The 15,094-nt window shown below is 59.7% G+C and carries 14 protein-coding genes; 2 read left to right on the top strand and 12 right to left on the bottom strand.

Annotation, left to right across the window (positions count from 1 at the left end):
- Positions 1 to 22 precede the first annotated feature (22 nt).
- From BSG20_RS11545 to BSG20_RS11495, 11 genes are all read right to left on the bottom strand, one after another.
- The gene (locus BSG20_RS11545; RefSeq protein WP_072374719.1) at positions 23 to 1,006 is read right to left on the bottom strand and encodes an ABC transporter ATP-binding protein; all 984 of its coding nucleotides are present in this window, start codon (positions 1,004 to 1,006) and stop codon (positions 23 to 25) included.
- Positions 999 to 2,006, bottom strand: coding sequence for an ABC transporter ATP-binding protein (locus BSG20_RS11540; RefSeq protein ID WP_072374722.1), 1,008 nt, complete (start codon positions 2,004 to 2,006; stop codon positions 999 to 1,001). Before BSG20_RS11540 ends, BSG20_RS11545 begins: the two co-directional genes overlap by 8 nt.
- A 1-nt stretch (position 2,007) precedes the next feature.
- Entirely contained in the window at positions 2,008 to 2,925 is a 918-nt protein-coding gene (locus tag BSG20_RS11535; protein ID WP_072374725.1) for an ABC transporter permease, read from the bottom strand.
- Positions 2,922 to 3,845, bottom strand: coding sequence for an ABC transporter permease subunit (locus BSG20_RS11530; protein WP_072374729.1), 924 nt, complete (start codon positions 3,843 to 3,845; stop codon positions 2,922 to 2,924). Before BSG20_RS11530 ends, BSG20_RS11535 begins: the two co-directional genes overlap by 4 nt.
- A gap of 48 nt (positions 3,846 to 3,893) precedes the next feature.
- Complete coding sequence (locus tag BSG20_RS11525; protein ID WP_072374732.1) at positions 3,894 to 5,474, bottom strand: peptide ABC transporter substrate-binding protein; 1,581 nt, start codon at positions 5,472 to 5,474, stop codon at positions 3,894 to 3,896.
- 648 nt (positions 5,475 to 6,122) lie between these two features.
- Positions 6,123 to 7,352 (bottom strand): class I SAM-dependent methyltransferase, encoded by a 1,230-nt coding sequence (locus BSG20_RS11520; RefSeq protein ID WP_072374735.1) that lies wholly within the window; start codon positions 7,350 to 7,352, stop codon positions 6,123 to 6,125.
- Between the two features lie 4 nt (positions 7,353 to 7,356).
- Complete coding sequence (gene rfbG, locus BSG20_RS11515; RefSeq protein WP_072374738.1) at positions 7,357 to 8,427, bottom strand: CDP-glucose 4,6-dehydratase; 1,071 nt, start codon at positions 8,425 to 8,427, stop codon at positions 7,357 to 7,359.
- Positions 8,424 to 9,191, bottom strand: a complete 768-nt coding sequence (gene rfbF / locus BSG20_RS11510) for a glucose-1-phosphate cytidylyltransferase (protein ID WP_072374741.1) — start codon at positions 9,189 to 9,191, stop codon at positions 8,424 to 8,426. Before rfbF ends, rfbG begins: the two co-directional genes overlap by 4 nt.
- Positions 9,192 to 9,231: 40 nt before the next feature.
- On the bottom strand, positions 9,232 to 10,017 hold the full coding sequence (locus BSG20_RS11505; protein WP_083539898.1) for a cephalosporin hydroxylase family protein: 786 nt from the start codon (positions 10,015 to 10,017) through the stop codon (positions 9,232 to 9,234).
- The gene (locus BSG20_RS11500) at positions 9,995 to 11,065 is read right to left on the bottom strand and encodes a class I SAM-dependent methyltransferase (RefSeq protein WP_244541313.1); all 1,071 of its coding nucleotides are present in this window, start codon (positions 11,063 to 11,065) and stop codon (positions 9,995 to 9,997) included. The genes BSG20_RS11505 and BSG20_RS11500 overlap by 23 nt, the downstream gene beginning before the upstream one ends.
- Before the next feature lie 2 nt (positions 11,066 to 11,067).
- The gene (locus tag BSG20_RS11495) at positions 11,068 to 11,889 is read right to left on the bottom strand and encodes an NAD-dependent epimerase/dehydratase family protein (protein ID WP_072374743.1); all 822 of its coding nucleotides are present in this window, start codon (positions 11,887 to 11,889) and stop codon (positions 11,068 to 11,070) included.
- 125 nt (positions 11,890 to 12,014) lie between these two features.
- On the opposite strand from BSG20_RS11495, the gene BSG20_RS11490 reads away from it, so the two are divergent.
- Together BSG20_RS11490 and BSG20_RS11485 are read left to right on the top strand one after the other, a co-directional pair.
- Positions 12,015 to 12,545, top strand: coding sequence for a dTDP-4-dehydrorhamnose 3,5-epimerase family protein (locus tag BSG20_RS11490; protein ID WP_072374746.1), 531 nt, complete (start codon positions 12,015 to 12,017; stop codon positions 12,543 to 12,545).
- Positions 12,546 to 12,643: 98 nt separating this feature from the next.
- Complete coding sequence (locus tag BSG20_RS11485) at positions 12,644 to 13,099, top strand: GFA family protein (protein WP_072374749.1); 456 nt, start codon at positions 12,644 to 12,646, stop codon at positions 13,097 to 13,099.
- A 65-nt stretch (positions 13,100 to 13,164) separates the two neighbouring features.
- Here BSG20_RS11485 and lepA read toward each other — a convergent pair whose 3' ends face one another.
- On the bottom strand, positions 13,165 to 14,997 hold the full coding sequence (lepA, locus tag BSG20_RS11480; protein WP_024316243.1) for a translation elongation factor 4: 1,833 nt from the start codon (positions 14,995 to 14,997) through the stop codon (positions 13,165 to 13,167).
- Between the last annotated feature and the right edge of the window lie 97 nt (positions 14,998 to 15,094).

Genomic DNA, 15,094 nt, shown 5'->3' with positions numbered 1-15,094 from the left:
CGGGACTTTCATTGGTACCGGCTTAGCGGTCCATGTGGTAGCAAGCGGCGGACTGTCCTGGCCGAACCTCTTCGGTCGGCGGCATTTCCGTGCGGCAAATATCCGTGGCTTTCCAGCAGCGCGGAGAAAACACGCAGCCTGGCGGCGGATTGAGCGGCGAGGGTGGGTCGCCTTGCAGCCGGATGCGCTGCCGGTTGCGGGCGAGCTTCGGATCGGGTACCGGCGCGGCCGAAAAAAGAGCCTGCGTGTAGGGATGCGCCGGGCGGTCGAACACGGTGGCGCAATCCCCGGCCTCGACCACCTTGCCGAGATAGAGCACCAGAACGTCGTCAGAGATCAGCCGGACGACCGAAAGATCGTGGCTGATGAAGATCAGCGTCAGCCCGAACTCCTTCCGGAGCTTGCGCAAGAGCGTGATCACCTGCCCCTGGATCGACACGTCGAGCGCCGAGACGGGCTCGTCGCAGATGATCAGCTTCGGTCGCGTCACGACCGCGCGGGCGATGCCGATGCGCTGTGCCTGGCCGCCCGAGAACTCGTGCGGATAGCGGTTGATCATTTCGGGCACCAGGCCGACGGCCGCCATGATCTCCCGGACGCGCGTCAGTCGTTCCGCTTTCGTAAGCTTCGGCTCGAAGACGGTGAGGGGTTCGGCAATGATGTCGCCTACGGTCATGCGCGGGTTAAGAGAGGCGATCGGATCCTGGAAGATGATCTGCATGTCGCGGCGGGCCGCACGCATGTCCTCGTCCGATAGGTCGAGCAGATTCCGCCCCTGCCACAGGATGCGGCCCTTCTGCGACTTGAGGAGACGTAAAATCGAACGGCCGAGCGTCGACTTGCCGCAACCGGACTCGCCGACGATGCCTAGCGTCCGGCCTTCTCTCAGGTCGAAGCTGACATTGTTGACGGCAGTCAACAGCATCGGCGGCTTGAAGAAGCTCTTCGACGGCAGCTCGAACTGGGTCGTGAGGTTCTCGACTCTCAAAAGGGACCGGTCAGCCATGGTTCAAAACCTCCTCACGGCGCGGGAAGGGATGGAAGCAGGCCGCGGAATGACGTTCCGCCAGAATTTCGAGCTTCGGTGACACGTCGATGCAATCGTTCTGGACCATGGGACAGCGCGGCGAGAAGCTACAGCCCTTCGGCAGGTGTTGGAGATTGGGTGGGCGACCGGGGATGACGGCGAGCTGATCGACGTCCTGGTCGGGCCGCGGGATGGAGGCGTGCAGCGCCGCCGTATAGGGATGCGCCGGCACTTCGAAGAGTTCGTCGACCGGTGCTTCCTCGACAATCCGCCCGGCATACATGACGGCGACGCGGTCCGCGAGGCCCGCGACGACACCCAAATCATGGGTGATCATGACAAGCGCCGTGTTCATTTCCGCCGTCAGGTCGTTGAAGAGATCGAGGATTTGCGCCTGGATTGTCACGTCGAGCGCCGTTGTCGGCTCGTCGGCGATGAGCAGCTTCGGTTTGGTTAGTAGCGCCATGGCAATAACGATGCGCTGGCGCATGCCGCCAGAAAGCTCGTGCGGGTAGAGGTTGAAGCGTCGCGACGGGTCGGGGATGCCGACACGTTTGAGCATGTCCAGGGCCTCGGCAGAGGCTGCCCGCGCCGTGAAGCCTCGGTGGACTTCCAGCTGTTCCGTCAGTTGTCGGGAAATCCGCAGCGACGGATTGAGGGCCGTCATGGGGTCCTGGAACACCATAGCCATGTCCTTTCCGCGGACACGGTCGAGTTCGCGCGACTTCAGCGCGAGCACGTCCTTTCCCTCCAGTAGTGCCTGGCCGCTGGTGCGGCCGTTCTTGGCAAGCAGACCCATAACACCGAGGAAGGTCTGACTCTTGCCGGATCCGGATTCACCGACGATCGCGACGCGCTCGCCGCGCCGGACTGAAAGGTTCATGTTGGAGACGGCCTTCACTTCGCCATCCGGCGTCGCAAAGGTGATCGAATAGTCTCTCAGTTCAAGAAGCGCATCGTTTTTTGTTTCTGGGTGCATTCTATCGATCCTTCGGGTCGAACGCGTCGCGCAGGCCATCGCCGATGAAAAGCAGGCTCATCAGCAGGGCAACGAGGAAGCAGGCCGGGAAGATCAGCAGCCACGGCATGCTTTCCATGGCATCGGTGCCCTCAGCAATCAGCGTGCCGAGCGAGGTGAGGGGTTCCTGAACGCCGAAACCAAGGTAGGACAGAAAGCTCTCGGTCGCGATGATTTCCGGGACGGTCAGCGCAGCAAAGATCACGACCGGCCCGACGAGGTTCGGGATAATGTGCTTGAGGATGATCTTGAACGGCTTCTGGCCGGACGCGCGTGCCGCTTCGATGAACTCGCGTTGCTTGATCGAGAGCGTCTGTCCCCGCACGATTCGGGCCATCGTCAGCCATTCCAGCGCACCGATTGCTGCAAACAGCAGGTAGACGTTGCGGCCGAACACCACCATCAGCAGGATCACGAAGAGAATGTAGGGCAGGGCATACATGATATCGACAAAGCGCATCATGATCGCATCGAGCCTGCCGCCAATGTAGCCGGAAATCGCGCCATATAGTACGCCGATTACCACGGACACGATGGTCGCCGTCGCGGCGACGGCGAGCGAGACGCGGGTGCCGTAAAGAACACGCGCAAGCAGGTCGCGGCCGTTCGGATCGGTTCCGAAATAGTGGCCGCTCTCCATCTCAGGGGGCATCCGGAAAGCCGCCCAATCCGGTTCCTCGTAGTCGAACGGAATGAGGTACGGGCCGAGGAATGCGGCCAGGATCAGGAGGAGGAGCACAACGATGGCAACGACGGCTGCCTTGTTGCGGGAAAGACGACGCAGAGCATCGCCGGTCAGCGAGCGGCTCTTTTGCGAGAGCCCTTCAGCCTCCAGAAGTTCAGCCGCGAGCAGCTCTCTCTTTGCGGGATTGAGGATCATCGGTTTCTCACTTTCGGATCGAGCCACGCATAGGCAATGTCGACGAGAAGGTTCAGAAAGACGATCAGGACCATGTAGAATATGACCGTGCCGAGAACCATGCCGTAGTCGCGGTTCAGCGCCGCGTTGACAAAATAGCGGCCGATGCCGGGCAATCCAAAGATGCTCTCGACAACGAGCGAGCCGGTGAGAAGGTAGCTCGCCGCCGGGCCGAGATAGGAAACGACCGGCATCATGGCAGGCTTCAGCGCGTGTCGCATGACGGTCAGCCGCGGACCGATGCCCTTGGCCTTGGCGGTGCGGATGTAATTCTGGTTCATCACCTCGATCATCGAGCCGCGGGTCATGCGTGAGATGCGGCCCGCATGCGGCAATGCCAGCACGACGATCGGGATGACGAGATACCTGAACGAGCCGTCACCCCATCCCCCGACAGGCAGCCAACCGAGATGGATGCCGAAAATCAGCTGTAGGATGGGCGCGATGAGAAAGTTCGGAAGAACCAGGCCGACGAGAATGACCAAGCCGAGGAGATAGTCAGGTGCCTTATTCTGGTAAAGCGCCCCAAGGCAGCCAACTGTCACACCGATGAGGATGGCAAGGATGAAGGCGAGGCCACCAATCGTGAACGTGTAGGGCAGGCCGATCATGATCTGCTGGCTGACGGTAAAGTCTTCATTGGCGAAGGAAGGACCAAGGTCGCCCTTCAACACGTCGTAGATGTAGATCAGGTATTGGTCGATAAGCGGCTTGTCGAGATTGTAGTGAGCCGCGAGGTTCTTCAGGATCACCGGCGGCAATGGCCGCTCGCCATCGAATGGGCCGCCGGGAGCAAGGCGCAAGACAAAAAAGCTGAGTGTCACGGCGATCCACATGACGGGGATCGTCGACAGCAGGCGACGGAGTGCATATTTGATCATGGTCGTGGATCGGCCCTTCCTGCAGCAGGCGGGAAGGGCCGGTGTTCCTTATTCTTTGATCGACAGCCAGCGCGTACGGTGGATGTCCTGAATATTGTCTTCGAAGCCCTGAACCTTCGGCGAGACGACGTTCTTCGAGACATAATAGTACAGCGGAATGGCGGCACTGTCGTCGAGCGCGAGCTGTTCAGCCTTCTTGAAGATTTGCGCGCGCGTCTTCAGGTCGGTCTGGGCGTTCGCTTCCTTGATCAGCTTGTCGTAATCGGCGTTGCTCCAACGGCCGTAGTTCATCGAAACGCCCGAAACGAGCAGGCCGAGGAAGTTGTCCGGATCGTTGTAGTCGGCGATCCAGCCGGCGCGGCCGATTTCGACCTGACCATGCTGCATTTCGTCGTAATGCACTTTGGTTTCGGTGTTGTAGAGCTCGATCTGGACACCGAGCGGCTTCCACATCGAGGCGATGGCGACTGCCACGCGCTTGTGATTGTCGTTGGTGTTGTAGCGAAGCTGTGCCTTCAGCGGGTGGTCGGGTCCGAAACCTGCTTCCTTGAGCAGCTTCTTCGCCTCTTCCACCTTCTCCTTGTAGGGCATGTCCTTCCAGCTGACATAGGCCGGATCGCCGTAGTTGGCGGTGCCCGGTGGAACCCACGAATAGGCTGGTAGTTCGCCGGTGCCGAGGATCTTCGGACCGATCACATCGCGGTTGACGGCCATCGACAGCGCCTGGCGGACGCGCTTGTCGTTGAACGGCGGCTTCTGGGCGTTGAGGACGTAGTAGTAGCTGGCCAGGAACGGCGTCACGTGCGCCTGACCCGGCAGGTTCTTCTTCATCCACTCGTATTGATCGGTCGGGAAGTCGGTCATGATGTCGAACTCGCCGGCGCGATAACGCTTCAGAGCCGCTTCCTGGTCTTCGAGCGTGAAGAACTTGACGCCGTCGATCTTCAGGTCTTTCTCGCCGTAGTACTGGTCGTTCTTGATGGTCGTGACGGACGCACCTGGGATCCATTCGGTCGGCTTGTACGGGCCGTTGGTGACGATGTTGCCGATCTTGACCCAGTCAGTCCCCTTCGCCTCAACCACATGCTTCGGCAGCGGGTAGGCGGTGTAATGCATCAGCGAGTTGATGAAGTAGGGGGTTGGGTTCTCCAGCGTGATCTCGAGCGTCTTGTCGTCGATCGCCTTGACGCCGAGCTGGCTGAAATCGGTGATCTCGCCCTTGTTGATCTTCTCCGCGTTCTTGATGGTGAACTGCAGATAGGCGTATTCGGCGGCATTCTTCGGATCGAGAAGGCGCTGGAAGGCGAAAACAAAATCCCCTGCGGTCACCGGCTGGCCGTCCGACCACTTGATGCCGTCGCGCAGCTTAAAGGTATAGACCTTGCCATCAGGCGAGACAGTCCAGCTTTCGGCCTGCCCCGGGATCGGATCGTCCTTCGGGTCTTCCGTTACGAGGCCCTCGAAGATGTCGCCTGCAATGCGGTTCTCATAGTCGCTCGACAGCTTCTGTGGGTCGAGCGACTGCGGGTCGCCGCCATTGTGGATGTTGAGCGTCGCTGCGTGCGCCGACACGGCCAGCAGCGAGCCAAACACTGCTGAAGCCAGGAATTTTTTCGTAAGAAAGCTCATATGGGGGCCACCTTTCTAGGCTTTGCGCCTTTTATTAGTCGTTTGTTCCCGTGACCAGTTACGTTCAGGTCAACGCGCAACCTATCGTAAAGGTCTGGCGTTGCAAGCCCCCAAATGAAACAGCGAGCGACGCTTCCTGAGGCCGTGATTTTTGGCCCCCATTCTATCACCAGGCTACAGAATGGGCGATTTTTCGCAGCTGCGAGGGCGTTTCGATCAAATGGGCATGCCGCGACACAGTCAATCACTGGTTGAACAAGCTGACTCTAGCCGGCTCAGTTTTCGACGCGTTTGCGGTGAATTGCGTTGATAAATCAATGGCTACCGCGTCTATTTGGTGTCTATTTGCGACATGTGGTCGCTATCGATTTTTGAAATGTTGCGTTGTCTCCGGAGGTCCCGTGAAGACCGGGCCAGATCACGCAAAGGGACCCAGAGAAGCGCGAAAGGCCGATGGTGGGGGCACATCATGATACGAACAAGGTACCGCTTGTCTGAGAAACAGACGCCGCCCGAACGATATCCACACCCACGAGTCCCACGACCTCCACGTCGTTGGCGGCAAGGTTACCAGGCACCTCCGCAGGACAGGCGTGCGACCCCGTAAAACGAAGCGATGCCAACCAGCATCGCTCTGCTTCATCAATCTCAAAGAATCCGTAGCGTCGGGATCGCCACCACGAAACGTCCGTCCCATGCCCGGATATAATCGTTCGACTTGACGATCTCTTCGGTCAGATTCCACGGCAGGATGACGAGATAGTCCGGCTTCGCGGCTTCGATATGGCTCGGCGCATAGACGGGAATATGGCTTCCCGGTAACAACTTGCCTTGCTTGATGTCGCTGCGGTCGACGACGAAGACGATGTCGTCGGCGTTAACGCGGCAGACGTTCAGGAAGGTGTTGCCCTTGGCTGCGGCGCCATAGGCGGCGACCGTTTTGCCAGCGACCTTGGCTTGGCGAAGGAAGGCCTTGAACGCTTCGCACACGCCTTCGATCCGCGTCCCGAACCGTTCGTAGGTCGCCATCTCCTTGAGGCCGAAGGCCTCTTCCTTTGCGCGCAGCGCAAGCAGCCTGTCTGTCACAGCGCGGGCGCCTTCCGCCTTCTGTGCGAAGACGCGCAACGATCCGCCATGCGTCGGAATCTCCTCGACATCGAAGACCTTCAGCCCGCAAGCGCCGAAAATGCGCTCGACCGCGAGCAGCGACATGTACGAGTAGTGTTCGTGATAGATCGTGTCGAACTGGATGCCATCGATCATCGTCAGAAGATGCGGGAATTCGAATGTCGAAACGCCGTCCGGCTTCAATAGGATGGCAAAGCCACTGACGAAATCGGCGATATCTGGCACATGAGCAAGGACGTTGTTGGCGGCCGTCACGTCGGCGCGCACGCCGCCCTCGACCAGCGCCTGGGCGGTCTGCCTGCCGAAGAACGCCACCTTGGTCGCCACGCCGCGGCTTTCCGCGATCTTTGCTGCATTCGCGGCCGGTTCCACGCCGAGCACCTGGATGTCCTTGGCTGCGAAATATTGCAGGAGATAGCCGTCGTTCGAGGCGACTTCGACCACTGTCGAAGCTGCCGAAAGTCCGAAGCGCTCGGTCATCATCTCGGCGTAGCGCTTGGCATGTTCGAGCCAGCTGGTCGAGAACGATGAGAGGTAGGCATAGTCGGCGTTGAAAATTTCGTCCGCCGGCACGTTCTCGGTCGTTTGAACCAGGAAACACTCCGCGCAAACCATGACCCTCAACGGAAAGGAGCGCTCCTTGGCGATCGCGGCTGCATCTGGCAGAAAGGCGTTCGACCACGGTGTCGATCCAAGATCTGCGACAACGGTCGTCAGCGGCGCTGAGCAGAAACGGCATTGGTGAGACATGCGATTAGGAGCCTTTCGTGAAAGCATCAATCTGGCCAGCGACGAGCGAGAGCGCATCTTCGCCCCGGCGCCATTGATCGTACCAGCGTGCAGCCCAGTCTATCGCTTCGGTCTGGCTCAGCTTTGCCCGCCAGGAGAGGCAACGATAGGCTTCGGCAGGATCGAGACCAAGCGCGTGCATCTCGCGCGGCTTGTCGACCGCCGACGTATCCTGCCAGGTTTGCCCGAGCCCCATGGCTGCTTGGACCGATGAGGCAACACGACCGACGGGAATTTGCGCTTCGTCAGGGGATGGCCCAAAGTTCAGCGCTTCCACCGACGCAGTCCCGCTATACAGCGCCTCGCAGAACAGGAAATAGCCGTTCAGGCAGTCGAGGACATGTTGCCACGGCCGCGTTGCAAGCGGGCTGCGGATATCAAGAATCTGCCCGGCTATGGCAGCGCGGACGATGTCGGGAACCAGCCGGTCCTCCGAAAAGTCGCCGCCACCGAGCACGTTTCCGCCGCGCGCGGTGCCGACATGCACGCCCTTCGGACGGAAAAAGGAGTCCCTGTAGGTCGCCGTTGCGATCTCGGCTGCGGCCTTCGAGCCGGAGTAGGGGTCATGTCCGCCAAGCCGATCGGTTTCGACGAAATGCCGGCCGCTTTCGTCGTTGCTATAGACCTTATCGGTCGTCACGACGAGAATGGCTTTGAGCGCTTGAAGCGGCCGCGCCGCCTCCAGCAAACGGATCGTTCCCATGACGTTGACATCGAATGTGTCAACCGGTTCGAGATAGCTGCGTCGCACCAGCGGCTGCGCCGCCATGTGCAGGATGATATCGGGATCGCACACGCGAAGCGCATCCGCAAGAGCGGTCCCGCTGCGGATGTCGGCGATCGTCTCGGCAGCCAGCCCGGAGGTGTCCGCCAGCGCATGCAGCGACGGCGTCGTCGCCGGCGAAAGCGCATAGCCGGTCACCTCAGCGCCAAGCCGTGAAAGCCATATCCGCGCCCACGTCCCCTTGAAGCCGGTATGGCCCGTCAGGAAGACGCGTTTGCCTGACCAGAAACGCTGATCCGGCAGCGGGCTCATGACCAGACTTTCCACGGCGCATGGCCGCTCTGCCAGAGTTCTTCGAGCTGGTTCTTGTCGCGCAGCGTATCCATCGGGCGCCAGAAGCCGTCATGTGGGAAGGCCATCAGTTGGCCGTCGCTGGCAAGTCCTTCGAGCGGCGCACCCTCGAATGGGGTGGAGTCCCCCTCGATACGATCCAGCACCGACCGGTTGAGCACGAAGAAGCCGCCATTGATGCGTCCGTTGTCGCCCGCAGGTTTCTCGGTGAAGCTCATCACCTGCCCGTCCTCGGTCAGCAAGGCGCCATAGCGTCCGGGCGGCACCACGCTGGTCACCGTCGCCGCGCGTCCGTGGCTTTGGTGAAATTCGGTCAACGCCTTGATGTCGACATCGGCAACGCCGTCGCCGTAGGTGAGGCAAAACGTGTCGTCGAGATAGTTCGCGACGCGTTTCAGGCGCCCGCCGGTCATCGAACCTTCGCCCGTTTCGACAAGCGTCACGCGCCACGGCTCCGCTTTCGTAGCATGATACGTCGTCTCGCCGCGCTCCATGTCGAAGGTGACATCCGCTGAGTGCAGGATGTAGTTGGCGAAGTATTCCTTGATCATGTAGCCGCGATAGCCGAGGCAGATCACGAAGTCGTTGAAGCCGAAATGGCTGTAGATCTTCATGATGTGCCAGAGAATCGGACGACCCCCGATCTCGATCATCGGCTTTGGCCGCAGGTGGCTCTCTTCGGAAATGCGGGTACCGTATCCACCCGCGAGAATGACGATTTTCATATGGTATGTCCCGGGCTAAGAACTCTGATTCCAGAGAGTTCTATCTGTGTCGCTTTAGAAAGCCGTCTGGTGCCACGGTGATCATAAGCTTTTGGTCGATCGATCGGTCGATCTCGAATTCGGGATGCGTTTCGAGATACGTCCACACAGCCGTTTTGGGATTGTCACCCGGTCCCCACGACCGGTCAGGATAAGCGTCCGCGGGCATGTCTTCGATCAGGGTGTCGAAAACGACGCAATAGCTGCCGACCGAAGTCAGGGGCGCGTAGGCTTCAAGCTCGGCCAGGACATGATCGTGCGTGTGGTTGCTATCCAGGCACACCAGAACGCGTTTGAACGGCTTGGCGATCTGATGGACCTGATCGATGACGCCCCGATCGATGCTCGACCCTTGAATCATCTGAATGCGCGACGCCATCGGATGCGCTTCGATGGCGGCTCTATTATGCGCCCGGATATCGATATCGATGCCGAGAACACGCCGATTCGAGGTGCGGGGGTCCAAGGTGGCGCCAGCTTCCATCGCGTCTGCCATATCAAGGAGAGCAAGCATGGACGCGCTCAGGATCAGTGAGCCGCCATGCGCGATCCCTGTCTCAATGATCAGGTCCGGACGTGTCTCCCAGATGATCTCCTGCATGGCGACCATGTCCTGGGGGTACTGGATAATCGGGCGACCCATCCAGAAGTAGTTGTAGGAGTACTTCGGTTCGACGGACTTGCGCAGGAAATCGGAAGCGCTTCTTTTGAAGTCTTCGTTGCCTTGGATCGCGACAATGCGGTCGGCCACTTCGCTCTTGAAATCAACCACGGTCAACCTCGACATAGTTGTAGGCGTTGTTCGACATTTTCTTGATCTCTTCAGAATAATTGCGGTTCATCACGTAGATATCGGAGCCTGGCGGCAGTTCCGGCAGAACCTCGCTCGGGGATTGAACTTTCAATCCAGTCAAAGGCAGGAACTTGCCTTGCTTTGAAGGATTGATGTCAATCACAGCCGTGACGGGACGGCCCTTTCGCTGTCTCAAAAGCGAAAATATGACGCCCTTGGAAGCGCCACCCCAGACCACTGCAGTTTGCGTTTCGCCAGGGCTGATGCTTTCCAGCTTCGCGACGAAGTCCGCGGGCATTTTTACGCGGTCGTCCTGGTCGATCGTCGGATCACGCAATGTCGCCAGATCGGCGACAACATAGAGATACTGACCGCCGAAGATCCGACCGCTCGCGACAACCGTCCCGAACATTCGGTGGAAATCTGAAAGTCTGAAATAGTTGACGTGTTCGTAGAAGACGTCAAACCATGCCCGCTGCTCGCAGATCCAATCGAAACAGGGAACTTCGATATAGATGTGTCCACGCCCGCCGTTGGCTTCCTTCAGTTGCCCAAGGAATGCGACTGGGTCCAAAATGTGTTCCAGAACATGCCGGAGGATCAGGCCATCGCTTTCAATCCCGCTGCCAGGTTGGAAATACTCTTGGCGAATTCGGCGGTTTGTTCCCTCATAGGCAGGGTCGAAGCCGGTGATTTCGACACCGCGCTCTTCCAGCATCTCCAGGAAAAGCCCCTTGCCACAGCCAACCTCGACAAGGTTCTTCCGGCCGATATTCGTCGTGATGATCGCAGCGACCTCGTCCAGATGGCGACGAAACATCGGACTGAGGCCCTGCTCGTTCTGGTAGGATGTATCATAGATCATCAAATCGGGCTGAAACGCAGCGTTGCGAACGAGACCCGTGCGGAGATCTTCCACCAAACACATGTCACCTCGCGGCGAGGCCAGCGCGTCCTCCAAGGTGTCATACATTCGATTCTGAAAGATCGGCAGGCCCCGCTGCTCGTAAAGCACGCGGACATCCGTTGGTGCTGTATCCAAGACTATGGCACTCCCAAGACGAAGGGCGGATCGACAAGATTATCGGGCCGCGCTCCAAAGTTTAAAAGATCTCGTCGACCATACTGATCGGCGATTCGCTCTGCGAGCTCCCGCACGGTCACAGGAACACCGGAGCAAACGTTGATAGCGCCCGTGGCTTTTCCGAAGGTGACCTCGCATATGCGAGCGGCTGCATCGCGGACGTCCATGAAGTCGCGAACCTGCCTTCCTTCGGTCAGATCAGCCCGTTGCCCCGCTTCCAGCGATTTCCGAAGATACGGCACGAAGCGACGCTCATCTTCGCCTTCGCCATAGAGATAGAAAAGTCGGCACCACGCAAACTCCACGCTTTGCGCCGGCAACCACTGCGACAGGGCAATGAAGGCCGCCGCTTTGGCCGCTGCGTAGGGGGTAAGGGGCTTCAATGGTGTTTCTATTGAGAGCGTTCCGACGCTGACGTCGTATTCGAAGCACGTGCCGACCCCGACAAAGCGGCGCACGCTTACCTCTGCTGCAGCTTTCGCCATCGTCAGCGTGCCGGTGAGGCAGTCCAGATTTTCCGGTGCCGTCAGATATTTTCCAGGTTCCGCGTACCACGCCAGGTGGACGATTGTATCGATCCCGCTAAGAGCATCAGCCCACCAGGTTTCGCTCTCGGAAAAAGGCGAAGGGCTCTCTACAACCTCAATCGCTGCGAGGGTCTGCACCTTTTCGACTGCATTCGGCCGAAGGACGGCACGCACATCGGCTCCCTGTGCTACAAGTGCGCGCAGGAGGTGTCGGCCTACAAATCCGGAGGCCCCGGTGATAAGTACTTTACCCAAATCAGTGCTCTCGAACAGTGGTTGCTAATGAGCCCTTTTTCAGTGTCAGGTCAAGTTTGCGTCGACCAAAACAAGTCGATAAAGCGTTCCGCCGGGCTATCCTGAAAACATTCCGATCGAGTTCCATGTCCCGTTTCACCCGCATCCCCACTGCCCTCAGCAACCTCCTCGTCATCGAGCGTCAGCGGCTTGGCGACGAGCGCGGCTTCTTCTCACGCTTCTTCTGCACCGAGGAGCTTGCCGATTTCGGCATCGGCCGCATCGCGCAGATCAATCACACGATGACACAGGCAAAGGGGGCCATTCGCGGCATGCATTTCCAACGGCCCCCGGATGACGAAGCGAAGTTCGTTTCCTGTCTCGCCGGAGCCGTCTTCGACGTCGCCGTCGATCTCAGGCCGCAGTCGTCAACCTATCTCAGGTGGCATGGTGAGGTTCTTTCCGCCGAGAATGCGCGTTCGATGATGATCCCGCCAGGCTTTGCCCATGGCTTCCAGACGCTGACGGAAAACTGCGAATTGATCTATCTGCACGACAAGCCTTACGCGCCCGGCGCCGAAGGCGGAGTCAACGCGCTCGATCCCAGGATCTCGATCGCCTGGCCGCTGCCCGTCGCGCAGATGTCAGAGCGAGATCGTAACTTCCCGATGCTCTAAAACGCCACGCCGCCGTCGGCTTGTCTGCGGTCGCAAGCCGGCTGATTTGACGCCGCGCCGCCCGCCACTAGATTGAGCATGACGAAAGGGAGGCCGTGATGACCGAAGTAGATCTGCCTTGGGAGGGTGGCTGCCGATGCGGCCGTGTGAGATTGAAGATCAGCGCCAAGCCGCTGCTGACCATGGCCTGCCATTGCACGGGCTGCCAGAAGATGTCGTCGAGTGCCTATTCGCTGAGTGCCGCCATTCCAGCGGAAGGCTTCGAGATCACCGAAGGGGAGCCGGTGGTCGGCGGTCTGCACGGTGCTGAGGCGCACCACTATTTTTGCGGCCACTGCATGACCTGGATGTTCACACGGTCCGAGGGGATGGACTGGTTCGTCAATTTGCGTCCGACGATGTTGGACGATCCGCGCTGGTTCCGGCCATTCATCGAGACCTGGACGCGCGAGAAGCTGCCCTTCGCAGAGACCGGCGCAGCCCGCAGCTATGAGGCGCTGCCGGAAATGGACGCCTATGAAGGGCTGGTGAAGGAGTATATGGCCTGCAGCTGAAGCAGAGCGGTATCCAGACAGCAGCCCGGCCATGCGTCGCGTGCCGGCCGGGCTAAAATGATGCTTTACTCGTCGCCCATCTTGAGTGCGGCGATGAAGGCTTCCTGCGGAATCTCCACCTTGCCGAACTGGCGCATGCGTTTCTTGCCTTCCTTCTGCTTGTCCAGAAGTTTGCGCTTACGGGTGGCGTCGCCGCCGTAGCACTTCGCCGTCACGTCCTTGCGCAGCGCCGAGATGGTCTCGCGGGCAATGACGTTGCCGCCGATCGCGGCCTGGATCGGGATCTTGAACATGTGCTTCGGGATTAGTTCCTTCAGCCGCTCGCACATGTCGCGGCCACGCTTCTCGGCGGCGGCGCGGTGTACCAGCATCGACAGCGCATCGACCGGCTCGCCATTGACGAGGATCGACATCTTCACGAGGTTGCCGGCGCGGTAGCCTTCGAGGTGATAGTCGAAGGAGGCGTAACCCTTCGAAATCGACTTCAGCCGGTCATAGAAATCGAAGACGACTTCATTCAGCGGCAGTTCGTAGGTGACCATCGCGCGGGTACCGACATAGGTGAGTTCGGTCTGGATACCGCGGCGGTCCTGGCAGAGCTTGAGGATGCCGCCGAGATAGTCGTCCGGCGTCATGATCGTCGCCTTGATCCAGGGCTCGCGGATCTCGTCGATCTTGACGACATCGGGCATGTCGGCCGGGTTGTGCAGTTCGCGCTCGCTACCGTCAGTCATCGTCAGCTGGTAGACGACCGAAGGCGCCGTCGCGATCAGATCGAGGTTGAACTCACGCTCCAGACGTTCCTGGATGATTTCGAGATGCAGCAGCCCGAGGAAGCCGCAGCGGAAGCCGAAGCCGAGGGCGGCTGACGATTCCATCTCGAAGGAGAAGGAGGCGTCATTTAGGCGGAGCTTGCCCATCGCAGCGCGCAGATCTTCAAAATCGGCCGCGTCGACCGGGAAGAGGCCGCAGAAAACCACCGGCTGCGCCGGCTTGAAGCCGGGCAGGGCCTGCGCCGTCGGGCGCTTGTCCTCGGTGATCGTATCGCCGACGCGGGTATCGGCGACTTCCTTGATCGAAGCTGTGATGAAGCCGATCTCGCCGGGGCCGAGGCTGTCGGCATTGACCATCTTCGGCGTCAGCACGCCAACGCGCTCCACCTGGTACTTGGCGTCCGTACCCATCATGCGGATCGTCTGACCCTTGGTCAGCACGCCGTCGATGACGCGCACAAGAACCATGACGCCAAGATAGGTGTCGTACCAGCTATCGACGAGCAATGCCTTCAGCGGTGCCTTTTCGCCTCCCGGGCTCTTCGGCGCCGGCAGCCTCTGCACGATCGCTTCCAGAACATCGGGAATGCCGAGGCCGGTCTTCGCCGAAATCAGCACCGCTTCGGACGCATCGATACCGATCACTTCCTCGATCTGCTCCTTGATGCGGTCGGGCTCGGCCGCCGGTAGGTCGATCTTGTTGAGAACGGTGACCAGCTCGTGGTTGTTGTCGATCGCCTGGTAGACATTGGCAAGCGTCTGAGCCTCGACGCCTTGGCTAGCGTCAACGACGAGCAGCGAACCTTCGCAGGCCGAGAGCGAGCGTGAGACTTCATAGGCGAAGTCGACGTGCCCGGGCGTGTCGATCAGGTTCAGGATATAGGTCTCGCCGTCCTTGGCCATGTAGTGCAGGCGCACCGTCTGGGCCTTGATGGTGATGCCGCGCTCGCGCTCGATATCCATGTTGTCAAGCACCTGCTCGGACATCTCGCGCTCGGCCAGCCCGCCGGTCGATTGGATCAGGCGGTCAGCAAGCGTCGATTTGCCGTGGTCGATATGGGCCACGATCGAGAAGTTGCGGATATGGGAAAGCGGAGTCGTTGGATTGGTGCTCATGCGCGCCATATAGCAGCGCCGCCCCTTGCCGCAAAGCGGAAAAGCAGGGATTCGTTTACGATAAATCGCTCTTTCATAGGCCTAAACATAGCGCTTGATTCCATCA

The sequence above is a fragment of the Rhizobium tibeticum genome, from assembly GCF_900110205.1.
Classification (GTDB): domain Bacteria; phylum Pseudomonadota; class Alphaproteobacteria; order Rhizobiales; family Rhizobiaceae; genus Rhizobium; species Rhizobium tibeticum.
The sequence above is the reverse complement of the archived record's forward strand: the minus strand, read 5'-3'. Positions and strand labels throughout refer to the sequence as shown.

Coding starts and splice junctions, on each gene's coding strand:
- BSG20_RS11545 (WP_072374719.1), bottom strand. CDS start 1,006: ATGGCTGACCGGTCCCTTTTGAGAGTCGAGAACCTCACGACCCAGTTC.
- BSG20_RS11540 (WP_072374722.1), bottom strand. CDS start 2,006: ATGCACCCAGAAACAAAAAACGATGCGCTTCTTGAACTGAGAGACTAT.
- BSG20_RS11535 (WP_072374725.1), bottom strand. CDS start 2,925: ATGATCCTCAATCCCGCAAAGAGAGAGCTGCTCGCGGCTGAACTTCTG.
- BSG20_RS11530 (WP_072374729.1), bottom strand. CDS start 3,845: ATGATCAAATATGCACTCCGTCGCCTGCTGTCGACGATCCCCGTCATG.
- BSG20_RS11525 (WP_072374732.1), bottom strand. CDS start 5,474: ATGAGCTTTCTTACGAAAAAATTCCTGGCTTCAGCAGTGTTTGGCTCG.
- BSG20_RS11520 (WP_072374735.1), bottom strand. CDS start 7,352: ATGTCTCACCAATGCCGTTTCTGCTCAGCGCCGCTGACGACCGTTGTC.
- rfbG (WP_072374738.1), bottom strand. CDS start 8,427: ATGAGCCCGCTGCCGGATCAGCGTTTCTGGTCAGGCAAACGCGTCTTC.
- rfbF (WP_072374741.1), bottom strand. CDS start 9,191: ATGAAAATCGTCATTCTCGCGGGTGGATACGGTACCCGCATTTCCGAA.
- BSG20_RS11505 (WP_083539898.1), bottom strand. CDS start 10,017: ATGTCGAGGTTGACCGTGGTTGATTTCAAGAGCGAAGTGGCCGACCGC.
- BSG20_RS11490 (WP_072374746.1), top strand. CDS start 12,015: ATGTCCCGTTTCACCCGCATCCCCACTGCCCTCAGCAACCTCCTCGTC.
- BSG20_RS11485 (WP_072374749.1), top strand. CDS start 12,644: ATGACCGAAGTAGATCTGCCTTGGGAGGGTGGCTGCCGATGCGGCCGT.
- lepA (WP_024316243.1), bottom strand. CDS start 14,997: ATGGCGCGCATGAGCACCAATCCAACGACTCCGCTTTCCCATATCCGC.